Source organism: Knoellia sp. AC549 (assembly GCF_979258975.1).
In genome coordinates this window covers 620976-640769 of the sequence record NZ_OZ409890.1, presented here as the reverse complement: position 1 = coordinate 640769, position 19794 = coordinate 620976, and the positions used below count along the sequence as shown (strand labels likewise).

Sequence of the window (19794 nt, the reverse complement as noted above, 5' to 3'; positions counted from 1 at the left end):
CGTCGCGTCAGGCGCTGTCCTCGGCGGCCAGTCCGACCAGCTGAGCCTCGGTGACGATCAACGGGACGCCCCGCGTCGCGTTGGCGACGGTCACGTCGGGAGCCGGCTCCGCGGCTTACACACTCACGTTCGCCGACCTCCCCGGGGTGCGCATCGAGCTCACCGTGGCGGTCGAGGGCAGCGTCCTCACCTGGCAGGTGACCAGGGTGACCGACTCGGCCACGGTCAAGGTCGGCACGCTCGACATCCCGGGGCTCGACCTCGTGTCGGTCTCGAGTGCCCAGACCGGAGCCACCACGGCCTTCACCCAGATCGACACCAACTCGACCCGCAACGCGGACGTCATCACGCCGGTCAGGGGCAGCGACGCCGTCCAGAGCGCCCCTGTCGGTGCGGCCTACGGCATCGTCAACACGGCACAGCTCGCCGCCTCCGTCGAGACCAACGGCACCTACGACAAGCCGACCGGGGCCACGACCAAGGACAACGGCCGGCTCTGGCACCAGGTGCGGGCCGGCGCGGACGGTTCCAAGCGGGTCGGCATCGCCCCGGGACAGTGGACCGTGCGGGGCGAGGGCGCCCCGGCGCAGAGCGAGCTCCCGTGGGCCAAGGTCGTCGTCACCGGGGACCGCAACGCCGACGCCGCCGTCAGCTGGCAGGACGGAGCCATCGCCTTCCGCGACATCGCCTACGTCCCGGCCGGTTCGGAGGACGTGCCGAACCGCGTCGTCCAGCGGATCCCCTTCAACTTCAGCAGCCTGGCCACCCACCCGTTCCTGCGCACCCTCGACGACACGAAGCGGATCGCCGCGGCGACGGATGGGCTCGGCCAGTTTGCCCTCCTCAAGGGCTACGGCGCAGAGGGCCACGACAGTGCGCACCCCGACTACGGCGGCAACTACAACGAGCGCGCCGGAGGTCTGAAGGACCTCAACACCCTGCTGACCGAAGGCGAGGAGGTGGGTGCCGACTTCGGTGTCCACGTCAACGCCACCGAGTCCTACCCCGAGGCGCGCGCCTTCAGCGAGGAGCTCGTGGACAAGACAAAGCCCGGCTGGAACTGGCTCAACCAGAGCTACTACATGAACCAGCGTCCGGACCTCAACTCCGGCGACCTCCTGCGGCGCACCCAGCAGCTGCACGACGAGACCTCCGGCAAGCTCGACGCCCTCTACTGGGACGTCTACTACGGCTACGGCTGGATCCCCGACTCGATGAACCAGGCCCTGCGCAAGCAGGGGTGGCAGATGGGCTCGGAGTGGGCCTACGCGATGGAGCGCGACAACATCTGGTCGCACTGGGCCGTCGACCGCAACTACGGCGGCGTCACCAACAAGGGCGTCAATAGCACGATCGTCCGGTTCATCCGCAACGGTCAGAAGGACGTCTTCAACCCGCACCCCGTCCTCGGTGGCTCGACGATCGTCGAGGCCGAGGGCTGGACCGGTCACCACGACTGGAACGCGCTGATCGAGAACGTCTGGGCCAACCAGCTCCCGACGAAGTTCCTCCAGCACTTCGACATCACGAAGTGGACCGAGGCCACCGGCAGGACCGACATCGCGTTCGAGGGTGGGGTGCGCGGCACGTCCCAAGGCGGTGCGCGGCAGCTCTTCGTCGCCGACGCCAAGGTCCTTGACGGCGATGCATACCTCCTCCCGTGGGGAGACGAGACGCCGCACCAGCCGACGAAGGCCTACCACTACAACGCCGACGGTGGCACGACCACGTGGAAGCTTGCTCCGAAGCTGCGCAGCGCGAAGTCCTTCACCGTCTACGAGCTGAGCGAGACGGGGCGGACCAAGGTGGGCACCGTTGCGAACAGCAAGAACACGGTGACACTCACCGCCAAGGCGAACACGGCATACGTGATCTACCCGAACCAGGCACCGGCGCAGGTGGATCCGTCCTATGGCTTCGGCACACCGCTCAAGGACCCGGGCTTCAACGCGAGCATGCTCGACGCCTGGAACCCGACCGGCACCGTCACGCAGGCTCGGACAGCGACCGGGCAGCGTGTCGCCAGCCTCGGCTCCGGCGCGTCCGCCATCTCGCAGCCGCTCGCTGGTCTGACGCCCGGCAAGACGTATGCCGCATCGGTCTGGATGCAGGTCGCCCCCGGCGCCACCCGGCCGACGAGCCTGTCGGTGAAGGGTTCCGGCGTCGATGTCGCGAACTCCATCGAACGGTCGAGCGTGCGCAACGCGGAGGCCTCCAACGAGCTGCTGGGCACCAACTTCCAGCGGGTCCGGGTGCTCTTCACCGCCCCCGCCGACGGACGAGCCACGCTCGCCGTGACGGCTGGCGCGGGCACAGCAGCGGTCCTCGTCGACGACGCCCGGGTCGTCGTCACGACGGAGACGGCACCGACCGGCAACGTCGTGGCGAAGCAGGACTACGAGGGCGTCGACCAGGGCTGGTGGCCCTTCGTCTCCGGACCGGCACAGGCCGGGGGAGATGCCCGCACCCACATCTCGCGGATCCACGCGCCCTACACGCAGGCCGGTTGGAACGGCAAGCTCGTCGACGACGTCCTCGACGGCGAGTGGTCGCTCAAGGCGCACGAGGAGGCGACCGGCCTGACCTATCGCACCTGGGCCGGCACCGTGCCCTTCGAGGAGGGACACCGCTACAAGGTGGAGTTCGACCACCAGAACGCCACCGCCGGCGCGTACTCGTTCGTCACCGGCGTCGACCAGGTGGTCGAGGGTGCGGCCCGGACGTCCGAGCTGACGGCCGAGACCTTCGGCCAGCAGCGCACCACGGGTCACTTCGCCCGTGAGTTCACTGCTGGGTCCTGTGGTGACACGTTCATCGGGCTGCGGCGCAACGCCGTCGGTTCGAGCCAGGCGGACTTCGTCCTCGACAACCTGCGGGTCACCGACCTCGGGGTCTCCGACTCCGCAGGTGCGTGCGCCCGCCTCGAGATCACCGGTCCGAGCGGCGGCGTCGTGCCCGGCGAGGTGAGCCAGGCGTCGACGAGCTTCACCAATGTCGAGACGGAAGCAGCGGCCGACGTCAAGGTCTCGCTCGAGGCGCCCCAAGGCTGGACCGTGACACCGACGACCGCGGCGACGTTCGCCACGGTTGCGCCCGGTGCGACGGTGAAGACCACCTGGCGCATCGTCGCTTCGCCGGGGATCGCCGGCAACCACACGCTGAGCGCGACGGCGACCTACGAGGTCGACGGGGAGGTGCGCACGCTCACGTCGAGCATCACCGTCGCCACGCTCCCGGCCGGGCTCATCCCCCAGTCGCGCCTCTCGGTGGCCGGTGTGAGTGATGCCGAACCCGGCTCCGGTGACGGCTCGGCCGGTGCCGCGATCGACGGCAACCCCGGCACCATGTGGCACTCGGCCTGGTCCACGGTGAACCCGGATGCCCCCTACCCGCACTGGATCACGCTGGACCTCGGTGAGGACTACGACGTCGACGGCTTCGACTACCAGGTGCGCGTCGGCAACGGCTCGATGAAGGGCTACGAGGTCTACGTGAGCAGCGACAACGCGACGTGGGGTGCGCCGGTCAAGGCGGGCAGCTTCACCAGCACCACCGCGGTGCAGCACCTCACCTTCCCGGTCAAGCGAGGGCGCTACGTCAAGCTCGTCGGGCTGAGCTCGATCAACGGCGCGGTCTTCGGTGGGGCCAGCGAGCTGGGCGTCTGGGGCAAGCGGGTCAACCAGCCGGCGCTGCCGTTGCCCAAGCAGGACATGAGGATCCACTCCTTCGACTCGCAGGAGGTCGATGGCGAGGATGGCGCAGCAGCCAACGTCCTGGACGGTGACCCGTCGACGATCTGGCACACCGAGTGGTCGGCGAGGGAAACGGCATACCCCCACTTCGTCGCCGTCGACCTCGGTGGCACGCACCAGCTCTCGTCGATCGCGGTCCAGGGCCGCGCGTCCGGCACCAACGGTCGGATCAAGGACTACGAGATCTACGTGTCCACCGACGGGACGACGTGGGGAAGCGCTGTGGCCAGAGGTGCCTTCACGACGGCGGTGACTCCCCAGAAGGTGACGTTCGCGTCACCGCAGGAGGCGCGCTTCGTCAAGGTCGTCGGGCTCAGCTCCCACAATGGGCTGGCGTTCGCGGCGATCGCCGAGCTGGACTTCCACGAGTGACGGCACGGGGTGACGGACGGGCCCTTCTGACGGTCGAGGAGGGCCGGTTCGTCCGAGGCGGCGAGCCGCACCAGGTGATCAGCGGGGCCATCCACTACTTCCGGATCCACCCCGACCTCTGGGAGGACCGCCTCCGGCGGCTGGCGGCAATGGGGCTCAACACCATCGAGACCTATGTCGCCTGGAACTTCCACGAGCGGGTGCGCGGCGAGGTCGACTTCACCGGCCCGCGCGACCTGGCGCGGTTCATCACCCTCGCCGGGAAGCTCGGTCTCGACGTCATCGTCCGACCCGGGCCCTACATCTGCGCGGAGTGGGACTTCGGTGGCCTGCCGGCATGGCTGCTGGCCGAGCCGGGCGTTGCCCTGCGCACGAGCGACCCGGCGTTCCTCGTGGCAGTGGACGCGTGGTTCGACGCCGTCGTGCCCGTCATCCGCCCGCTGCTGGCGACCGCCGGTGGACCGGTGGTGGCGGTGCAGGTCGAGAACGAGTACGGCTCCTACGGTGACGACGCGGCATACCTTCAGCACTGTCGAAAAGGCTTGCTGGACAGGGGTGTCGACGTCCTGCTCTTCACCTCGGACGGCCCTGGTTCGGACTGGCTCGAGAGCGGCACCATCCCCGGGGTGCTCGCAACCGTGAACTTCGGGTCACGCGTCGACGAGGCCTTCGCCGAGCTGCGCAAGGTCCAGCCGACCGGCCCGGACATGGTCATGGAGTTCTGGAACGGCTGGTTCGACCACTGGGGCGAGGCGCACCACACCCGCAGCGCCGAGGACGCAGCCGGAGTGCTCGACGACATCCTGCGTGCTGGCGGCAGCGTCAACCTCTACATGGCCCACGGTGGCACGAACTTCGGACTCTGGTCCGGCTCCAACATCCACGAAGGCAGGCTCCAGCCGACGGTCACGAGCTATGACTACGACGCGGCGGTCGGCGAGGCGGGGGAGCTGCGACCCAAGTTCCACGCCTTCCGCGACGTCATCAGCCGGTATGCCGCGGGGCAGCTCCCGGAGCCGCCGCCACCTCCGCAGCGGCTGGCTCCGCAGACGGTCCGCGTCGATGGATGGGTGGCCCTGCTCGACTCCCTCGAGGTCTTCGACGAGCCCGTGGCCGGGCCGGTGCCGAAGTCGATGGAGGCGCTGGGCCAGGACCACGGCCTGGTGCACTATCGCGGGACGGCACTGGTGCCACCGGACGGCCGCACGCTCGAGCTCGACGGTCTCGCGGACCGGGCCACCGTCCTCGCGGACGGTGCCCTGCTCGGGCGGCTCGACCGGAACGACGACAGCCACTCGTTGCCCCTCACGCCTCGACCCGACGGTGGTCGGACGACGTTCGACGTCATCGTCGAGAACCAGGGCCGGGTCAACTTCGGCGCCGAGATCGGTGAGTGGAAGGGACTGCGCGGCGTGCGCGTGGCCCACCGCAACGTCCACGGCTGGGAGTCGACCGCCCTCCGGATCGACGACCCGGCCATGGCTGCTCGGCTCCACTTCGGGAGTGCCGTCGTCGGCGCTGACCGCGGGCCCGTCTTCGCTCGCGCCACGATCGGCGTCGACGCACCGGCCGACGGGTTCCTGGCTCTGCCCGGCTGGGGCAAGGGCTTCGTCTGGCTCAACGGCACCTTGTTGGGTCGCTACTGGGGGATCGGACCCCAGGTGACGTTGTATGCGCCAGCACCCCTGTGGCACAGGGGGTCCAACGTGATCGTCGTCCTCGAGATGGAGCTCGTGGGCACCGAGGTCGAGGTCCGTGCGGAGCCCGACCTCGGCTGAACCGACCGAGTCACCAGCTGCTTCCTGCGGCACGGGCCGCCGCGTCCCCGAAGAGCAGGTCGGCGTCGACGTCGAGCCCGCGCCGGCGAAACCAGTCGCACATCACCCTGATGTCGCGCTCGAGGAACTCGAAGCCGTGCGGGTTGCCGACCACGTCGACGATCTGCGGCCAGTCGATGACGACGAGCCGGTCATGGTGGACGAGGACGTTGTAGGGCGAGAGGTCGCCGTGCGCCCAGCCCTCCTCGGCGAGGGTGAGGACGACGTCGCGGAACTCCTCGAACAGCTGGGGCAGCAGGCCCGTGGACGGCTTGGTCTGGACGAGGCGAGGAGCAGCGGTTCGCCCGTCGCCGATGAACTCCATGAGCATCTCGGTCTCGCTGAGCTGCACCGGATAGGGGACCGGGAGGCCCAGCTCCCAGAGCCGACCCAGCGCGTCGAACTCGGCGGCCGCCCACTGACCGGCGATCATGGCGCGCCCGAACTCGGTGCGACGCGCCATCGCTCGTGTCTCGCGGCTCTTGCGGACGCGTCGGCCCTCGAGGTAGCCGCCGTCGCGGTGGAAGAGCCGGTTCTCACTCCCGCGGTATCTCTTGGCAGCAAGCAGGCTGTCCCGGGCTGGTGTGGCCGTGGCAGTCAGGGTGCTCGGGACCCAGCGCCGGACCAGGTGGACGTCTGCCTCCTTGCCGGTCTTGAGGACGCCGAGGTCCTCCTCGACTGCGCCGAGGGCGGTGATGACCCAGTCGGGTCGGGGGGTGGGGCCGTGCATCGCACCGTCCCAGGAAGACCAGCGCTCACCCTCCGGCGGGGCGTCGGGGGAGCTGTCAGTGGCGAAGAGCGGTGACTCGGTGGTGCTGTCGTGCAAGGGCATGGTGGGACTCCGTGGAGAGAAGGTGCAGGGCGCGGGAACGGCCCAGGACAGTCGTGGACATGTCGTGCCTCCTCGGAGTCGGTGCATGGCGGCGTATGCCGTGCGGTCGAGGACCAGCGTCCCAGATCCGGTGACAGGGGCGCCACCGAATTTCCGCCGCGACCGGTCCGCCGGGCGTAGCCTCGAGAGTGACGTCGAAGGCGCCGCTCCTCCTGCCGAAAGGGACTTCCATGCGTCGCACCGCCCTGCTAGCGCTCGCTGTCGTTGCTGCAGCCCTCATGGCGGTCACGCCAGCCGCAGCCATCAACACCTACAACTCGGCCCCGGCACCGGAGCGCACGGAGGTCGGCGCGTTCGTCGGCCTCTACGACCGTGACGGTGACGGCTACCTCGACCGGCTCACCTGGTACTGCAGCGGAACGATGGTCGACGACGACACCTACCTCACGGCAGCACACTGCACGACCGGTGGGCTTCCCGACGACCGCTACTTCGTCAGCCTCGAGCAGGACGTCCAAGGCCTGCTCGATGCCTATGACGTCGACCACGGCCCACGACCGACCGACCCTGCAGCGCTCGAGGCCTACCTCGAGACCAAGACCCAGTACTTCCTCGACCAGGGCTGGATCGTCGAGGGTACGCCGCACCAGGACCCCGCCTACCCGGGCAACGGTGCCGACAGCCACGACATCGGCGTCGTCGACTTCGCCGACTGGGACGTCACACCCCAGGACGTGTGGGACTTCACCCCGGCCACCCTGCCCACGGCCGGCCAGCTCGCTGATCTGGGTTCTCGTGCGCTGGACGTCGCCGACTGGCTGACCGTCGGCTACGGCACCAGCGAGGCGGTGCGCGGCCCGGGCGGCCACACCCACCCGGGCGGTGGTGAGCGGCTCAAGGCGAAGGTCGACCTCAACGCGATCAACCCGACCTGGGTCCGGCTGGCGATGAACGCGTCGCGAGGTCTCGGCGGCGCCTGCTACGGAGATTCGGGCGGACCCAACTTCGTCGAGCTGGACGGCGAGCTCGTGCTCGCCTCGACGACGATCACCGGTGACGGGCCCTGCTACGCCACCAACGTCACCTACCGGCTCGACACCGAGGGCGCGCGGGACTTCCTCGAGCCCTTCGTCGACCTGCCCTGACCTCGGGTCGCCACTGAGCCGGCAGATCGGGTGTGCCCACTCGATGTGCCGGCTCCGGCGGTTTCGGGTGGGGGGACTCACACCCGGGATCGGTGGGCGCGGAGGGGGGCGGACGGCATACTCGAAAGGTCTGTCCACACCCCCGACGAAGGTGGCTTCCACGCATGTCTCGGCTCCAGCGCACTGACGGTCTCACCGACGAGCAGAGCGAGCTGATCAAGCTCGTGCGGCAGTTCGTCGAGGAGCAGATCCTCCCGGTGGCGCAGCAGCTCGAGCATGCTGACGAGTACCCCACCGAGATCGTCGAGGGCATGAAGGAGATGGGGATCTTCGGGCTGATGATCCCGGAGGAGTACGGCGGCTTGGGGGAGTCGCTGCTGACCTACGCGCTGTGCGTAGAGGAGATCGCCCGCGGCTGGATGTCGGTGTCCGGCATCATCAACACGCACTTCATCGTGGCCTACATGCTGCTGCAGCACGGCACCGAGGAGCAGAAGCAGCGCTACCTCCCGCGCATGGCGACCGGCGAGGTCCGGGGCGCGTTCTCGATGTCGGAGCCGGGGCTGGGGTCCGATGTGGCCGCGATCACGTCCAAGGCGATCGCGGGCGAGGGGGAGGGTGAGGACCAGAAGTGGACGGTCAACGCCCAGAAGATGTGGCTGACCAATGGTGGTTCGTCGAACCTCGTGGCCGTTCTCGTCAAGACCGACCTCGGTGACTCCGACTCGCCCTACAAGAACATGACGACGTTCCTCGTCGAGAAGGAGCCCGGCTTCGGGCAGACCGCACCGGGTGTCACGGTGCCGGGCAAGATCGACAAGATGGGCTACAAGGGCGTCGACACAACCGAACTCATCCTCGAGGGACATGAGACAACCTCTGCGCAGATCCTCGGCGGGGTGCCCGGCAAGGGTTTCTACCAGATGATGGACGGTGTCGAGGTCGGCCGCGTCAACGTCGCCGCCCGTGCCTGTGGCCTCGCCCGTCGTGCCTTCGAGCTCGGCATCGCCTACGCCCAGCAGCGCGAGACCTTCGGCAAGCAGATCGCGCAGCACCAGGCGATCATGTTCCGCCTCGCCGACATGGCGACCAAGGTCGAGGCCGGCCACCAGATGATGGTCAAGGCCGCACGGATCAAGGACGCCGGGCAGCGCAACGACCTCGAGGCCGGCATGGCCAAGTACCTCGCCGCCGAGTACTGCCACGACGTCGTGGAGCAGTGCTTCCGCATCCACGGCGGCTACGGATACTCCAAGGAGTACGAGATCGAGAGGCTGTACCGCGAAGCGCCGATGCTGCTCATCGGTGAGGGCACCGCCGAGATCCAGAAGATGATCATCGGTCGCCGGCTGTTGGAGGAGTACGCGCTCAAGCGCTGAGCCAGTCGGTGCTACTCGTCGTCCGCGTGCCGTGCTTCGTGGTCCGTCGGCTCGATCCTCCGGAAGCTCATGCGCAGCAGATAGCCGCCCGCCGCCAGGAAGGCCAGAGCGAGGAGGGGTGCTGTGCTGCGCATCATCTGGCCACGAAGGCCGTCGAAGATGAACGCGTGGGGCTCAAGCCGTGCGGCAAACACCACAGCGGCGCCTGATGCGGCGAAGAGCAGCAGCCCCATCGCCAGGGTCCGGACGCCTGGGGGTCGGCGTCGGCCGAACACAGAGGTCGGCAGGAAGATCACCGCCCCGCCGAGGAACATCAGGAACGCGCCGCTCTCCGCGATCGGTTCGTCGGTCGTGAAGATCGTCACTGCCGAGATAGCGGCTGCGACCCCACAGACGAGGACCGCCAAGATCGCGGTCCACCGTGGGACGCCCCAAGCCCCGCTACCGACCCATACGCCTTCCTGGCGCCCGCCGCCTCCCATGGACACATCATGCCGTCCGGCGTATGCCGGTCAGGCACCTCACAGCCGTCGTCCAGTCCCAAGTGGGAGACTGAGGTCATGAGCACCCAACCGACGCGCGGTCTCGGGCCCGCGGCCGCTGCCCGGATCCTGTCCCTCGAGTACCCCATGTCCCTCGGCGTGCACGACACCTATGCGTCGGCGCAGAAGGTCGTGGACTACCTGTCCGACCACGAGTTCCCCGTCGAGAACGTCCTCATCGTCGGCACCGACCTCAAGCAGCTCGAGCGGGTCACGGGCCGCCTGACGCGCAGTCGCATCCTGCTCGGTGGACTGCTGTCCGGCGCCTGGCTGGGACTGCTCATCGGCCTGATCTTCGCGCTGTTCGACACGAGTGGCTTCTCGTGGACCTCCGTCGTCGCCACGGTGGTCTTCGGGTCCGTGTTCGGTGCCATCTGGGCGCTGGTCGGCTACTCGCTCACCGGTGGTCAGCGGGACTTCACGTCCGTGACCCAGGTCGTCGCGACGAAGTACGAAGTGCTCACCGAGCACAGGCACGCCACCCGTGGGCGTGAGCTCATCGCCGAGATGGACCCCATGGCAGCGGCTCAGGCAGAGGCGCAGCGGGCGCAAGAAGCGGCTCGCCGGACCCACCCCGGGACTTCGGCGACGGGCTGACCGTCCCGCTCGGCTGGTGATGCGCAACGGGCTGATGGACGCCCGCCAGCAGGTCTAGCCTGAGAGCCATGGATGCGCCCCGGAACGCCCCGCTGGAACCGCTGACCGAGGACTTCTCCTCGGTCCTGTGCGTCGTCGCCCACCCCGACGACATCGAGTACGGCACAGCCGCGGCCGTCGCCAGGTGGACCGCGGCGGGCAAGACGGTCACCTACTTCCTGCTCACCCGCGGTGAGGCCGGCATCGACACGATGTCCCCGGCCGAGGCGGGTCCGGCGCGGGAGGCCGAGGAGCGCGCGAGTGCCGCGGTGGTCGGGGTCACCGAGGTGGACTTCGGCAACCACAAGGACGGGAACGTCGAGTACTCCCTGGACCTGCGCCGCGACATCGCCCGCGAGATCCGGCGCAGGAAGCCCGAATTCGTCATCACCGGCGACTACGGGAACCGGTTCGTGCAGGGCATGCTCAACCAGGCCGACCACCGGGCGGTGGGACTGGCCTGCGCCGACGCCGTGGCGGACGCCGGCAACCGGTGGATCTTCCCCGAGCTCGTCAACGAGGGCTTCGAGCCGTGGAACGTCGGGATGCTCGCGTTCGCGGGGTCGATGAACCCGACGCACTACGTCGACGTCGGAGACCAGGTCGCGGTGGCCGTGGCGTCCCTCGAGGAGCACGCGGCCTACAACTCCGCGTTGCCGGACGAGTTCCCGAAGCCGGACCAGCTCGTGCCGATGATCCTCGAGATGGGCGCCCAGGCAGCGCAGGCCGACGGTGTGACACACGCCGTCGCGCTCGACGTCGTCAACCGCCGCTGACGGCCTCGGACGATGTCTGGGGCGCGGCACCCGGCAACGGTGTGTCGAGGTCGAGGCCGAGGTCACTGACGTACGTCGTCAGCTCGCCGAGCTTGGCAGGGTCAACGACGACCGCAGCGACCAGGTCACGCAACCGAATCTCGCGACCGTCGACATGGACAAGGTCCCACAGCTCGCTCCAGTCGACCACGAACCGGGCCAGTCCCGAAGCGGTCAACGTCGACGCGATGGAGGTCGTGACGAAGTCCGTGACCTGCTGCCCGGCGACCTCGTCACGCTGCAACGTCAGGACATCCGAGGGGACGAGGGGGGCGAAGGCGGCCCGGGTCTCGGGTCTGGGCGCGAGCGCGATGACGTCACCGATGGTGCGAGCTCTCGGGCGAAGGCCGGTCTCGTCCAGGTAGGCGTTGGTGCGTCCGGTGCTGATCGCACGCCCGGCGAGGTCGACGACCTCGTCCCACGAGGCGACGGGGTCGGAGTCGCCGGTGAGTCGGAAGCTCGATGGGGTCGAACGCCGTGATCCCACCCTCGAGAAGTTCGTATGCCGGTGTGTCGCCGTCGGCCGGGGAGGGCGCGGCGCTGGTTGCCATCGCCTCGAAGGCCGCGATGCGAGCCCGTATCGGCGGGTGGGTGTCGGACCAGTTGCCGGTGGAGTCCGACTGGAGGACTTCCTCTGCCGTGCTGTAGATCAAGGTGCTGCGAGCGGACATGGTCCTGATGAGTCCTTCGGCGATCGGCGCTCGCCGTGCGGCGGGGCCGGCGAGGGCGAAGTGGGACTGCAGGTAGACGTTCATCCCCAGGTCGGCTTCCACGACCCGCCGCAACGCCGACGCAGCGGTCGCAGGGTCGGTGAGCCGCGCGGCATACGTGTCGGCCTCCCACTCGTGGTCCCGCGAGGAGGCCGCCGTGACTCGGCCGGCGAGCTTGGCGTAGCTGCGCATGGCCCACCCCATGGCACCCTCCGTGCTCTGAGCCAGTTCGTGCATCAGTGCATGTGCTCGCCAAGTCAGGGCGGTGAGTCGGGTGTGGCCGGCGCCGAAGTGGCCGAACTCGTGTGCGAGGACTGACCTGAGCTCACCCGTGGTCAGGGTGGCGAGCAGGGGAAGGCCGATGAGCAACTCGCGATGGCCAGCGGCCTGGGTCACGGCAGCGTTGACGTCAGCGACCACGACCAGGCGGTCGGCGGGGTCGGTCCCGACTCCGCTCGCGGCGTAGTCTGCGGCTTCCCAGAGCCGAGGGTGCTCAGTGCGCGTGATCTCGTGGCCGATGGCCGGGCTGGGGCGTGCACCGAGCACCTGGCGTATGGCGACGACGACGGCATAGGCGAAGGGCACGACGACGAGCAGCAGCTTGGCGCCGGCGAAGCCGCGGCTGCTCGTGAAGGCGAAGTAGACCAACCAACCCAGTCCGACGACGAGAACGGTGACGAGCACCGGGAAGAGGGCAAGAAGAAGCAGGGATCCCCCTGCGCGAAACGTGCGCATGGCGGAATGCTGCCATTCGGCCTGCGTGAGCGCAGCGGAACGACGGGAGCGACGGGCCGAGGACGAGAGCGAAAGGCGACAGCCACGCGGGGGAGGACCCGGTCAGACGTCGGCGTTCTCCTCGCGGACGTCTGCGATCCAGGCCTCGACGTCGGCGCTCGAGCGGGGCATGGCGGCGGAGAGGTTCTCGTTGCCGTCCTGCGTGATGACGATGTCGTCCTCGATGCGCACCCCGATGCCACGGAACCTCTCGGGCACCTTGAGGTCGTCGGCCTTGAAGTAGAGGCCGGGCTCGACGGTGAGCACCATGCCTGGCGTCAGCTCGGCGTCCATATACTCGGCGCGCGTCGCGAGGGCGCAGTCGTGCACGTCGAGGCCGAGGTGGTGTGACGTGCCGTGCACCATCCAGCGGCGGTGGTACTGGCCGTGCTCGGTGTCCAACGTGTCGTCGACTGACACGCCCTCGGGCAGCAGTCCCCACGCGTGCAGGTGTTCGGCGATGACGCGAATGGCCGCGGCGTGGATGTCGGAGAACTTGGCCCCCGGCCGGGCCGCAGCGATCCCGGCCTCCTGCGCGGCATACACGGCGTCGTAGATCTCGCGCTGGGCGTCGGTGAAGGTGCCGCTCACGGGAAGGGTGCGGGTGATGTCGGCGGTGTAGAGGGAGTCCACCTCGACCCCGGCGTCGAGCAGGACCAGGTCGCCGTCGGCGACGTCACCGGTGTTCCTGATCCAGTGCAGCGTGTTGGCGTGGTCGCCCGCCGCGGCAATCGAGTCGTAGCCGACTCCGTTGCCCTGGTGTCGTGCGTGGAGGCCGAAGATGCCCTCGATCCACCGCTCCCCGCGGCCGAGCTCGACCGCCGTGGTGAGCTCGGCGATGACGGCCTCGAACCCGACGTGGGTGCCGGCGACGGCCTCGCGCATCTGCTCGATCTCGAACTCGTCCTTGGTCAGGCGCAGCACCGACAGGGCATGCGCCAGCGCGTCGTCGCTCTCGACGAGGGACTCCTCGGCAGCGCCGTTCTCGACGCGCGCGGAGTCGAGCGCCCGGGTGAGGTCGCGGTCGGCGTCACGAACCAGGCGGACGATGACCTCGCCGGCGTCCTTCGCGGCAGCCGCCTCGAACTCGTCGATGTGCCGAGCCGTCAGTCCGAGCTCGAGCTCGAGGTCGGCCAGGCTGGGGCGCGCACCGACCCAGAACTCGCCGTAGCGGGCGTCCGCGAAGAAGTCGTCGCTGTCGCGCTCGCCGAGGGGGCGGAAGTAGAGGATCGCCTCGTGACCGTCGCCGGTCGGCTCGAGCACGAGCACGGCGTCGGGCTCACGGTCGGCACCGAGTCCGGTGAGGTGTGCGAAGGCGCTGTGGGGGCGGAAGACGTAGTCGGTGTCGTTGCTGCGCACCTTGAGGCCGCCGGCGGGCACGATGAGCCGCTGCTTCGGGAAGGCGGCACTGACCAGCGCACGGCGAGCCGCGGCATACTCCGCCGCCGGTGCCCGGCCGGCGGCCTGCGGTCGACGCTCGGCCCAGTCCTCACGGACGAAGCCGCGGAACTCCTCGGTCGTCGGGCGGGCGCGGTTCTCGGCTTGCTTCTGCTCTTCGCTCACACCCCTATCGTGGCACGGGTGAGTGCGTACGACGGAGCCACCTTGGGTGAGCGGATGGGGAGCCACTTCGGTGAGAGCACGGACCATCTCTACGGGGTGCTGGTCCGCCACCTCGCTGCCGACTGGGAGCGCGGGGGCGTGGTGCGAGAGATCCTGCAGGGGTATGACGACGCGCCGCCCGGCGACATGGTGCAGCTGCGGCTGCTCGCCGGCATCCACCGGGTCGTCCTGCGTGGGGACGCGCCCGATCTCGGTCAGTTCTATCCCTCTGTGGGTGGCACGGCGGACCGGTATGCCGTGTGGCCGGCTCTCGAGCCGGTGCTGCGTGCCCACGTGGCCGAGCTGAGGTCGGCACTGGCCGTCGCGCCCCAGACCAACGAGGTGGGACGCGCGGTCGCGCTGCTCGCCGGTCTGTCAGAAGCCGTGCGGCGCACCGGGATCCGTCGGGTGAGGCTGCTCGAGCCGGGCGCATCTGCAGGTCTCAACCTGCTCGTCGACCGGTTCCGGTTCGAGGGTGGCGGCTGGGCCGCTGGGCCGACCGGTGCCCGGCTGGTCCTCGACGGTTGTGGCGCACCGGGCTTCGCGCCGGCCGAACTTGAGGTCGTCGAGCGGCGCGGTTGTGACCTCGAGCCGTTCGATGCCACGACTGCGGAGGGCGAGGCGCACCTGCGCTCGTTCATCTGGCCGCACATGCCCGAGCGCGACGGCCGCCTCGTGGCGGCCCTCGCGACATTGCGCGAGCACCCGGTGGTCATCGACCGCGCCTCGGCGGCCGAGTGGGTGCGCGACCAGCTGGCCGCCCCGGCGCCAGACGGAGTGCTCACCGTCGTGTGGCACTCGATCACCCGGCAGTACTGGCCGGCCGCCGAGTATGCCGCGATGCTCGCCGCCATCCACGAGGCGAGGTCACGAATGCCGCTGGTCCGAGTTGCCCTCGAGGATCCGCATCCGCTGCCAGCCACCGGTTCGTGGCAGCCGCAGATCGAGGTCGACGACGACGTCATCGGCCACTGCACCCACCACGGCCCACCCCTGGTGCTCGGCTCCTGACCGTGAGTTTCTCACCCAATTCCCCCGTTTTCACACATGTCTGAAACGGGGGAATTGGGTGAGAAACTCACGCAAGGGTCAGAGGGCGGCGTCGGGGGCGAGGCGGCGCGCCTGGTCGGCGCTCTCGTCGTCGGGCATCGTCTGGCTCGACATCTCCGCCTCCACCCGTCGGTGGTAGATGTCGATCTCCTGGGACACGCGGGCCTCGTCCCACCCGAGGATCGGCGCTGCGAGCGCCGCGGCGTGCGGGGCGGCGCTGAGGCCACGGTCGCGGGCCTCGATGGAGATGCGGGTGCGCCGCGTGAGGATGTCGGTGAGGTGCACCGCACCCTCGGTGGCGGCGGCATACACGATCTCGGCCTTGAGGTGCGTCTCCCCGCCGGGAAGCAGCTCGCCCAGCACGGGCTGGGCGTTGATGAGTGCCAGCAGCTCCTTGGTCAGCGTGCCGTAGCGCTCGAGGAGGGTCTCGACATGCTCCTGGTCGATGCCAGCCGAGCGGGCGAGGATCTGGGGCCGTTCGCTGAGCCATTCCCAGCCCACGGCTCCGGCCAGGGGGACCTTGTCGGTGGAGGACTCGGCAACCTCGTTCCCGAAGTCCTTGACGGCCTCGTCGACGGCGTCCTTGGCCATGATCCGATAGGTCGTGTACTTGCCACCAGCGACCAGGGTGATCCCTGGAACCGGTGTGGCGACGACGTGCTCACGCGAGAAGCTTGGTCGTCTCGTCCTCCTCGTCACCGGAGATGAGTGGACGCAGGCCGGCATAGACACCGTCGATGTCGTCACGGGTCAGCGGAGTGACGAGGACGGAGTTGACCGTCTCGAGGAGGTAGTCGATGTCCGCCGAGGTGGCGGCCGGGTGGGCCTTGTCGAGGCTCCAGTCGGTGTCGGTCGTCCCGATGATCCAGTGCTCGTCCCAGGGGATGATGAAGAGCACGGACTTGTCGGTGCGCAGGATGATGCCGGTCTCGGACGTGATCCGGTCGCGGGGGACGACGAGGTGGATGCCCTTGCTCGACCGCACCTTGAGTGGGCCGTCGTCGCCGACCATCGACTGGATCTCGTCGGTCCAGACACCAGCCGCTGCGATGACTCGGCGCGCGTGGATGTCGAACTCCTCCCCGCTCTGGTGGTCCCGGGCCCGCACGCCGATGACGCGCTCACCGTCCTCGGACCGCAGGAGGCCGACCGCCGCGACCCGGTTGACGACGTGCGCCCCGTGCATGGCCGCGGTGCGGGCCAGCTCGAGGACGAAGCGGGCGTCGTCGACCTGGGCGTCGTGGTACTGGATCGCACCCGTCAACGCGTCGGGACGCAGGCTTGGCATGAGGCGCAAGGCGGCCTTCTTGCCGAGGTGGCGGTGGCGGGGGAGCCCGGCCGTCTGTCGCACGCCGAAGGCCAGGCCGTCGTAGAGCGCGATGCCGGAGCCGACATAGAAGCGCTCCCACGCCGGCTTGCTCAGCGGATACATGAACGGCACGGGGCGCACGAGGTGGGGCGCGATGACGGTCAGGAGGAGGCGTCGCTCCTGGAGGGCCTCGTGGACGAGCCCGAAGTCGAGCATCTCGAGATAGCGCAGCCCTCCGTGGATGAGCTTGCTCGAGCGGGAGCTCGTGCCGCTGGCGTAGTCCCGGGCCTCGATGAGGCCGGTGGACAGGCCGCGGGTCACCGCGTCGAGCGCTGCACCACAACCAACGACTCCGCCTCCGACCACGAGGACGTCGAGCTCCTCGCCCGAACGGAGTCGTTCGAGGGTGGACACGCGCGCCGCAGGTGAAAGGGTCACGGGAATGAAGCATAGATCGCTCGCTCGGCCTACCCTCGGTGCATGTCCAGTCCTCGCCCGGTGACCCGCAGGGTCGTTGTCGACTCCACCCTCGCGCTCGTCGGCGTGGGCGTCCCGATGTGGGTTGCGGCCAGGGCGACCGCACCGGGGTCCACGACCAGCACCAAGCTTGCCGCCTCGTCCGCGCCGGCACTCCCGAGTGCGACCGTCGACCGTGCGGCACTCACCGCCCGCCTGGACGCCCATCGTGATGCCCGCGGCGGCACCATGGGCCTCGTCGTGCACGACCTGCGGAGCGGGCAACGGTTCGCCTGGCGCTCCTTCACCAACGAGTCGCTCAGCACCATCAAGGTCCTCATCCTCGTCGCCTGCCTGCGCAAGTCTCAGGAGGACGCCAAGGACCTCACCGACGAGCAGCACAAGCGGGCCCGCCGGATGATCCAGTCCAGCGACAACGTCGCGACCGACTCGCTCCTGGCCTGGGTGGACACCAGCAACGTCCAGCGTGCGGCGGTCGACCTCGGTCTCAAGGGCACGGAGGTCAAGGGCGGGTCCGCGGGTGGTTGGTGGGGCTACAGCACCACCACCCCGGACGACCTCGTGACGCTCCTCGACGCGATCGCGTTGGGGACGTCGGTCATCCACGCGGGTCATCGTGCCTACATCCGCCACCTCATGGCCGGTGTGGTGACGGCGCAGCGGTGGGGTGTGGCGGACCCGCCGCTCTCGGACGGCGTCTACACGGAGACCAAGAACGGCTGGGGACCGTTGCCGGACGGCTACCGGCTCAACTCGATTGGTCGCGTCGTCGGGGACGGGCGCAGCCACACGATGGCGATCCTCACGCGCAGCCCGCAAGGCTTCCGCTATGGCAAGGAGACCATCAGTGGTCTCTCGAAGATCGTCCACGAGGCGCTCGCCCTGCCTCTCTGACTCCTGATCAGCCGGGCTGGGTGGCGTCTCAGTCGACCTCGACCCAGTCAAGGGTGCGACCCACAGCCTTGCGCCACCCGGCATACCCGTCCCGCCGTTGTTCGTCGGACCACTGCGGCTCCCATCGCTGGTCCTCCGCCCACTTCGCCCGCAGCTCGTCGGTGCCCGCCCAGAAGCCGGTGGCCAGCCCCGCGGCATACGCAAGCTCCGAGCGCGGTCGTCTCGGCGACGACCGGCTTGCTCACCGGGACTCCGAGGATGTCGGCCTGGAGCTGCATGCAGAGGCGGTTGGCCGTCACTCCACCGTCCACGCGCAGTGTCTCGATCCTGACCCCAGAGTCCGCCGTCATCGCGTCGGCGACGTCGCGGCTCTGGTAGCAGATCGCCTCCAGCGTGGCGCGCGCCAGGTGGGCGTTGGTGTTGAACCGGGACAGGCCGACGATGGCCCCGCGCGCGTCGCTGCGCCAGTAGGGAGCAAAGAGCCCGCTGAAGGCCGGAACGAAGTAGACGCCACCGCTGTCGTCCACCTGGGCGGCCAGCGTCTCGACCTCGGAGGCGCCCGAGATGATGCCGAGCTGGTCGCGCAACCACTGCACGGCGCTGCCGGTGACCGCGATCGACCCTTCGAGCGCATAGACCGGCTCCGCTCCGGCGAGCTGGTAGGCGACCGTCGTGAGGAGCCCGTTGGTGCTGCGGACCAGCTCGGTGCCGGTGTTGAGGAGGAGGAAGTTGCCGGTGCCGTAGGTGTTCTTGGCCTCGCCGGGCTCGAAGCAGACCTGGCCGACGGTCGCAGCCTGCTGGTCGCCGAGGACGCCGGTGATCGGCACGTTGGCCGTGCCCCGCTCGCCGGACGTCTTCCCGTATGCCGTGTCGTCACTGCTCGCGTGGATCTCCGGGAGCATCTGACGCGGGATCTCGAAGAAGCCGAGCAGCTCGTCGTCCCAGTCGAGCGTCGTGAGGTCCATGAGCATCGTGCGACTGGCGTTGGTGACGTCCGTGGCGTGCACCCCGCCCCGGGGGCCGCCGGTGAGGTTCCACACCAACCAGGTGTCGAGCGTCCCGAAGATCGCGTCTCCGCGCTCGGCCGCCTCGCGCACCCCCTCGACGTGCTCGAGGATCCACTGGATCTTGCCGGCGGAGAAGTAGGTCGCCGGGGGGAGCCCGGCCTTGTGCCGGATCGTCTGGCCGCGCTCGTCGGCATCGAGGGCCTTGGCGATCGAGTCGGTGCGGGTGTCCTGCCACACGATCGCGTTGTAGTAGGGGCGGCCGGTGCGCCGGTCCCACACGATCGCCGTCTCACGCTGGTTGGTGATGCCGATGGCGGCAAGGTCGGTGGTGGCGAGGCCGGCGGTCGCCAGTGCGCTACCGATGACCGTCTGGGTGCGGTCCCAGATCTCGAGGGGGTTGTGCTCGACCCAGCCGGGCCTGGGGAGAACCTGCTGGTGCTCCAGCTGGTGCCGCGCGACCTCACGCCCGTCGTGGTCGAAGACCATGAAGCGCGTGCTCGTCGTGCCCTGGTCGACTGCTCCGATGAAGTCCGCCATGGCGTGCAGCCTATGACGCAGAAATCTCGAGTCGAACGTGTTGCAAGGCGCGCGATCCGAGATTTCTGCGTCGTCGTGGGCGCCGATCGCTTCGGCGCCTGTGGATGACGCCGAGGCCGATGTGTCCGGATCGATCACGATGTG

Annotated in this window: 13 protein-coding genes and 2 pseudogenes; 8 read left to right on the top strand and 7 right to left on the bottom strand. The window is 69.2% G+C overall.

The window, feature by feature from the left end:
- Window positions 1-50 precede the first annotated feature (50 nt).
- Together ACZZ98_RS03035 and ACZZ98_RS03030 are read left to right on the top strand one after the other, a co-directional pair.
- Window positions 51-4124 carry an endo-alpha-N-acetylgalactosaminidase family protein gene (locus ACZZ98_RS03035; protein WP_463514885.1) on the top strand — a complete coding sequence of 1358 codons (4074 nt, stop codon included), beginning with the start codon at window positions 51-53 and terminating at the stop codon, window positions 4122-4124.
- Window positions 4121-5902, top strand: a complete 1782-nt coding sequence (locus ACZZ98_RS03030) for a beta-galactosidase (RefSeq protein ID WP_463514884.1) — start codon at window positions 4121-4123, stop codon at window positions 5900-5902. The genes ACZZ98_RS03035 and ACZZ98_RS03030 overlap by 4 nt, the downstream gene beginning before the upstream one ends.
- A 10-nt stretch (window positions 5903-5912) precedes the next feature.
- Here ACZZ98_RS03030 and ACZZ98_RS03025 read toward each other — a convergent pair whose 3' ends face one another.
- Entirely contained in the window at window positions 5913-6773 is an 861-nt protein-coding gene (locus ACZZ98_RS03025) for a serine protein kinase RIO (RefSeq protein ID WP_463514883.1), read from the bottom strand.
- A 230-nt stretch (window positions 6774-7003) separates the two neighbouring features.
- Here ACZZ98_RS03025 and ACZZ98_RS03020 point away from each other — a divergent pair, with 230 nt between their 5' ends.
- Together ACZZ98_RS03020 and ACZZ98_RS03015 are read left to right on the top strand one after the other, a co-directional pair.
- Window positions 7004-7918, top strand: coding sequence for a hypothetical protein (locus tag ACZZ98_RS03020; protein WP_463514882.1), 915 nt, complete (start codon window positions 7004-7006; stop codon window positions 7916-7918).
- Window positions 7919-8082: 164 nt separating this feature from the next.
- Window positions 8083-9297: an acyl-CoA dehydrogenase family protein gene (locus ACZZ98_RS03015; protein WP_463514881.1), complete on the top strand. Its 1215-nt coding sequence runs from the start codon at window positions 8083-8085 to the stop codon at window positions 9295-9297.
- 11 nt (window positions 9298-9308) lie between these two features.
- Here the strand turns inward: ACZZ98_RS03015 and ACZZ98_RS03010 are convergent, their stop codons facing one another.
- Window positions 9309-9662 (bottom strand): hypothetical protein, encoded by a 354-nt coding sequence (locus tag ACZZ98_RS03010; protein ID WP_463514880.1) that lies wholly within the window; start codon window positions 9660-9662, stop codon window positions 9309-9311.
- Window positions 9663-9857: 195 nt separating this feature from the next.
- On the opposite strand from ACZZ98_RS03010, the gene ACZZ98_RS03005 reads away from it, so the two are divergent.
- The gene (locus ACZZ98_RS03005) at window positions 9858-10436 is read left to right on the top strand and encodes a YflT domain-containing protein (protein WP_463514879.1); all 579 of its coding nucleotides are present in this window, start codon (window positions 9858-9860) and stop codon (window positions 10434-10436) included.
- Between the two features lie 68 nt (window positions 10437-10504).
- Window positions 10505-11251, top strand: a complete 747-nt coding sequence (locus ACZZ98_RS03000) for a PIG-L deacetylase family protein (protein WP_463514878.1) — start codon at window positions 10505-10507, stop codon at window positions 11249-11251.
- Here ACZZ98_RS03000 and ACZZ98_RS02995 read toward each other — a convergent pair.
- The 3 genes from ACZZ98_RS02995 to ACZZ98_RS02985 all read right to left on the bottom strand — a co-directional run bounded on the left by ACZZ98_RS02995 (window position 11238) and on the right by ACZZ98_RS02985 (window position 14337).
- Window positions 11238-11534, bottom strand: a complete 297-nt coding sequence (locus tag ACZZ98_RS02995) for a hypothetical protein (protein ID WP_463514877.1) — start codon at window positions 11532-11534, stop codon at window positions 11238-11240. The two genes, ACZZ98_RS03000 and ACZZ98_RS02995, sit on opposite strands and share 14 nt — an antisense overlap.
- 73 nt (window positions 11535-11607) lie before the next feature.
- Window positions 11608-12735 carry a M48 family metalloprotease gene (locus tag ACZZ98_RS02990; RefSeq protein WP_463514876.1) on the bottom strand — a complete coding sequence of 376 codons (1128 nt, stop codon included), beginning with the start codon at window positions 12733-12735 and terminating at the stop codon, window positions 11608-11610.
- A gap of 102 nt (window positions 12736-12837) precedes the next feature.
- Window positions 12838-14337 carry an aminopeptidase P family protein gene (locus ACZZ98_RS02985; protein ID WP_463514875.1) on the bottom strand — a complete coding sequence of 500 codons (1500 nt, stop codon included), beginning with the start codon at window positions 14335-14337 and terminating at the stop codon, window positions 12838-12840.
- A gap of 18 nt (window positions 14338-14355) precedes the next feature.
- Here ACZZ98_RS02985 and ACZZ98_RS02980 point away from each other — a divergent pair, with 18 nt between their 5' ends.
- On the top strand, window positions 14356-15387 hold the full coding sequence (locus ACZZ98_RS02980; RefSeq protein WP_463514874.1) for a DUF2332 domain-containing protein: 1032 nt from the start codon (window positions 14356-14358) through the stop codon (window positions 15385-15387).
- A 78-nt stretch (window positions 15388-15465) separates the two neighbouring features.
- Here ACZZ98_RS02980 and ACZZ98_RS02975 read toward each other — a convergent pair.
- Window positions 15466-17173: pseudogene (locus ACZZ98_RS02975) on the bottom strand (glycerol-3-phosphate dehydrogenase/oxidase).
- 42 nt (window positions 17174-17215) lie between these two features.
- Here ACZZ98_RS02975 and ACZZ98_RS02970 point away from each other — a divergent pair.
- Window positions 17216-18106: a serine hydrolase gene (locus tag ACZZ98_RS02970; RefSeq protein WP_463514873.1), complete on the top strand. Its 891-nt coding sequence runs from the start codon at window positions 17216-17218 to the stop codon at window positions 18104-18106.
- Window positions 18107-18134: 28 nt separating this feature from the next.
- Here the strand turns inward: ACZZ98_RS02970 and glpK are convergent.
- Window positions 18135-19650, bottom strand: a pseudogene (gene glpK, locus ACZZ98_RS02965) (glycerol kinase GlpK).
- Window positions 19651-19794: the final 144 nt, after the last annotated feature.

Excerpts from the sequence above, each read along its gene's own strand:
- ACZZ98_RS03005 (WP_463514879.1), top strand. The coding sequence starts at position 9,858 with ATGAGCACCCAACCGACGCGCGGTCTCGGGCCCGCGGCCGCTGCCCGG.
- ACZZ98_RS03020 (WP_463514882.1), top strand. The coding sequence starts at position 7,004 with ATGCGTCGCACCGCCCTGCTAGCGCTCGCTGTCGTTGCTGCAGCCCTC.
- ACZZ98_RS03025 (WP_463514883.1), bottom strand. The coding sequence starts at position 6,773 with ATGCCCTTGCACGACAGCACCACCGAGTCACCGCTCTTCGCCACTGAC.
- ACZZ98_RS03000 (WP_463514878.1), top strand. The coding sequence starts at position 10,505 with ATGGATGCGCCCCGGAACGCCCCGCTGGAACCGCTGACCGAGGACTTC.
- ACZZ98_RS03015 (WP_463514881.1), top strand. The coding sequence starts at position 8,083 with ATGTCTCGGCTCCAGCGCACTGACGGTCTCACCGACGAGCAGAGCGAG.
- ACZZ98_RS02970 (WP_463514873.1), top strand. The coding sequence starts at position 17,216 with ATGTCCAGTCCTCGCCCGGTGACCCGCAGGGTCGTTGTCGACTCCACC.
- ACZZ98_RS02990 (WP_463514876.1), bottom strand. The coding sequence starts at position 12,735 with ATGCGCACGTTTCGCGCAGGGGGATCCCTGCTTCTTCTTGCCCTCTTC.